Annotated in this window: 5 protein-coding genes; 1 reads left to right on the top strand and 4 read right to left on the bottom strand. The window is 50.5% G+C overall.

Annotated features, from left to right (window positions below):
* Positions 1-596: NAD(P)/FAD-dependent oxidoreductase (locus tag CVN76_RS04560; RefSeq protein ID WP_198512477.1), on the top strand; the 596-nt coding region annotated here is incomplete at its 5' end.
* Between the two features lie 115 nt (positions 597-711).
* Here CVN76_RS04560 and hxlB read toward each other — a convergent pair.
* From hxlB to CVN76_RS04540, 4 genes are all read right to left on the bottom strand, one after another.
* Positions 712-1,263 (bottom strand): 6-phospho-3-hexuloisomerase, encoded by a 552-nt coding sequence (gene hxlB / locus CVN76_RS04555; RefSeq protein WP_100530465.1) that lies wholly within the window; start codon positions 1,261-1,263, stop codon positions 712-714.
* Positions 1,260-1,889 carry a 3-hexulose-6-phosphate synthase gene (gene hxlA / locus CVN76_RS04550; RefSeq protein ID WP_232732103.1) on the bottom strand — a complete coding sequence of 210 codons (630 nt, stop codon included), beginning with the start codon at positions 1,887-1,889 and terminating at the stop codon, positions 1,260-1,262. The genes hxlB and hxlA overlap by 4 nt, the downstream gene beginning before the upstream one ends.
* Positions 1,889-3,178: an MFS transporter gene (locus CVN76_RS04545; protein WP_100530463.1), complete on the bottom strand. Its 1,290-nt coding sequence runs from the start codon at positions 3,176-3,178 to the stop codon at positions 1,889-1,891. The genes hxlA and CVN76_RS04545 overlap by 1 nt, the downstream gene beginning before the upstream one ends.
* Positions 3,175-3,886, bottom strand: a 712-nt coding sequence (locus CVN76_RS04540) for a sugar kinase (protein WP_100530462.1), incomplete at its 5' end; no start/stop codon positions are given. The genes CVN76_RS04540 and CVN76_RS04545, both read right to left, overlap by 4 nt.

The raw sequence follows: 3,886 nt of genomic DNA, 5'->3' as shown, positions 1-3,886 counted from the left end.
TTGAAGCTGGTCCAAAAATCCTTCCTGTGCTGCCTGATCCGCTAATCGACCGGGCCATGTCTTCCTTGGAAGCGCGCGGCGTCGAATTCTTGACAGGTCTGCCTGTAACGGGTGTCAAAGGCAACCAAATCGAATTGAAGGATGGACAAACGATCACGGCCAATACGCTTGTTTGGACAGGCGGGGTTGCGGCTCTTCCTATCGTCGGCGAATCAGGTCTTGAAGTCGATCGCGGCAAAGCAGCCGTTAATGAATACCTGCAATCGACATCACATAAGGATGTATTCGTTGTCGGTGACAGCGCCCTTGCTTTCCCTCCAGAAGGCGGACGTCCATACGCGCCAACTGCACAAAACGCATGGCAAATGGGTGAGCTTGTCGGGTATAACCTCTATGCAGCCTTCGAAGGCAAGAAGCTTGAAGTATTCGCACCTGTAAATTCAGGTACGCTTGCGAGCCTTGGCCGTAAGGATGCCGTGGCAACCGTCGGAGCCAATAACACATCCCTGAAAGGCCTGCCGGCCACTTTGATGAAGGAAGCAAGCAATATCCGCTACCTATCACACATCAAAGCGCTATATAGCTTAGCGTATTAATTCCGTACAATTGTGCCGCATCCGCGGTACACGCCCTTTATTCCCGAATCTGGGGATAAAGGGCTTTTTTTTACGATTAAAAAGACAGGTCCCTTGAGAGGACCCGCCTGTTTCTTCACTCGATATTACTATGCTTGGAATAAGTCGACTGGTGGCTTATGGATTGGGACAATGAATAGTCCAGGCATATGGCATCACACAAAACATGTACGCATTGATCAAACAAGGAGCTTAGCGGCTGGACGCTTTCCGTTTCATGACTCAAGCGGTTTTTCGTAGCAGCAGGGACCACCAAAACCTCATCGGAAACGTTCGCTAATTCGGATTGGTCATTTGTCGTGATGGCGAACACCTTGCAGCCTATTTCCCTGCCTTTCATGGCTACCGAGACCACACTTTTCGTCGTGCCGCTCCCGCTGATGGCTATGATCAGGTCGCCGTTCGCGATCGAAGGCGTGATCGTCTCCCCGACCACATATACGTTCAAGCCAAGATGCATCAAACGCATCGCGAAGGCTTTAGCCATGAAGCCCGATCTCCCCTCCCCCGTGATGAATATCCTTTGCTCCGGCTGTAAACTGTTTACGAGCAAGTCGGTTGCATCTTCATCCATATTGCGAAATACTCCGTTCACTTCTGTTAAAATAATGGCAATTTCCTTTTTCAAGCCTGCTTCACGTCCTTCTCCATATTCATCGCTTCCTTGAATCGATTTGCAGCGTCCGCTGGGTGCTTCGCTTTTGTAATGGCCGAGCCGATGATCATAACATCCAGCCGGTTGGCGATCATGGCTGGCAACGATGATAGCGTGATTCCTCCAGCTGCCGCCCTCATCGATCCGGCGTGATTTCTCATGTTGATCAAGGCATGCCCCCCATTCTCCTGGCTATCCTTGCTTACATGCTCACAAAAGATCGCCTCATTGTATTTCTGTAATTGTTCAAGCCGGGAATCGGACACATTCAATAAATCAATCATGATTTTCCCATTATACTCACGCGCTTTTTCCAGGCAGGTTTGGATGGTAACATCCGATGCCACCCCCATCACCGTTGCTATATCGGCGCCGTTCTGAAAGCAAAGATCCATTTCGTACGCCGCATTATCGATCGTCTTCATGTCTGCAACGATTTTTTTATCAGGAAAGCTCTCACTCATTTCTTTGATGCTACCGATGCCGAACTCTTTAATCAAGGAAGTCCCGACTTCAATCCAGTCTATCGACGACTCCACGGTACGGGCCAATTTCAGTGCTTCCTCCATATTCATCCTGTCCAATGCCAGCTGTATCATCAAGACGTAACCACCTCCACGGATTTGGCTGCCGTAACCACTGGCTTTTTGACCATCAAGGTCAGTACGGCGGAGATCAATAAAGATCCGGCCATGAACACATACGATGCCCCTGGCCCGCCAGTCAAGCCGTTTAAATATCCGACGAAGTAGGCACCTACGAATGAGCCTAGCGCACCCATGCTGTTGATCAGGGCCATCGCCCCGCCAGCGACATTCCTTGGAAGGATTTCGGGAATGATGGCAAAGAACGGACCGTACGGGGCATACATCGCACCGCCGGCAATGACCAATAATGCGTAGGAAAGCCAGAAATTCGTGGTTCCGATCATGAAGGAGCCGAAGAATGCGAGGGCCCCGACGAGCAGCGCTGCCCATACGAATGTTTTCCGATTTAACGTCTTATCCGAAAAGTGGGATAGCGCCAGCATCGCGATGACCGCCAACAAGTAAGGTCCCGATGAAAGCCAGCCGGTCGCGACAATATCCAGATTGGATGCCTGCTTAATGATGGACGGGAGCCACATGACGAAGCCATATACCCCGATGCTCCACATGAAATATTGGATGCTGAGTATGACGACCTGCCTTGACTTGAACGCCTCCCGATAATTTTTCACCGGTTTTAAAGCGGCCTGTTCTGCTTGCAGGACGGCTTCCATATCGTTTTTTTCCTGTGCGGTAAGCCACTTGGCATCTTTAGGACGATCATTGACGACCTTATACCAGATGAATGCCCAAAGCACTGCCGGCAATCCTTCGATGATGAACAGCCATCTCCAGTCGAATGCCTTCAATAAGTAGCCGGAAAGGATCGACATCCATAAGACGGTAACGGGGTTCCCAAGGATCAAAAAGGTATTGGCCCGGGAACGTTCCTCTTTTAAGAACCAGTGGCTGAGGAACACGAGCATTGCAGGCATAACAGCGCTTTCAACGACCCCGAGCAAGAAACGGATCGGATAAAGCCAACCGACGCTTGTCGCCATGCCCGTCAAGGTTGCAAGTCCTCCCCAGAGGATCAGGCTCCAGAAAATCAGCTTCTTCGCGCTTTTCTTTTCAGCATAATGTGCACCTGGAACTTGGAAGAAGAAATAACCAAGGAAAAACAGCGCGGCCAAAAAGGAAGATACACCAGCCGTGATGTTAAGGTCCTCCCCCATCCCTCCCGCTACGCCAAACCCATAATTGGCCCGATCAAGATAAGCCAGGCTGTATGTGATGAACACCAACGGGATCAATCTCATCCACCTTTTTCGCGAAGCTACCTGCAATTGAGAGGTTTTCATGATTGAAGCACTCCTTTTTTCATAAAGTGTTCCAGCTCTGCCCGATCCGGAAGACCTTCATGATCTCCGGATGACATCACCGCTTTCGCTCCTATCGCATTTCCCCGTATCACCGCTTCTTGATACGATCTTCCTTCCAATAAAGCGCTTATCACCCCAACGGCAAAACCATCGCCTGCTCCTACCGTATCCTTGACCTCCGTGACGGCAAATCCCGCTACATCCTTCCTTTCCTTTTCGGTCGCCAAATAGGCACCCTCTTCGCCCAGCTTGATCACCACCAGCTTAACCCCTTGATCGAGATAATAACTGGCGATATCCTCCTTCCTGCTATAGCCTGTTAGGATTTCGCCTTCCTTCATTCCCGGAAGCAGCCAATCCGCTTCTTTGGCAAACATATTGACGACCTCGATCATCTCCCGTTCTGTCGGCCACAAGGTCGGCCGGAGATTCGGATCGAATGAAACGGTCACACCCTTTTGTTTCAGATCATTCAACACTTGCCATGACAACTCCCTGAAACTGGCGGAAATCGCAGGCGGTATCCCGGTCAAGTGCAAGTGCTGGGTCTTCGGAAGCTGCTTAAGCGGAAAATCCTCCAAGGAAATCTTGCTCGCGCTTGAATTCCTCCTGTAGTATTCAACGACTGGATCGCCCTTCTCCACTTTGGATTTCAGCTGGAATCCTGTTGGATGATGCGGGTCGGTT

Source organism: Bacillus sp. mrc49 (genome assembly GCF_002803435.1).
This window is presented reverse-complemented; position numbering and strand designations above follow the sequence as displayed.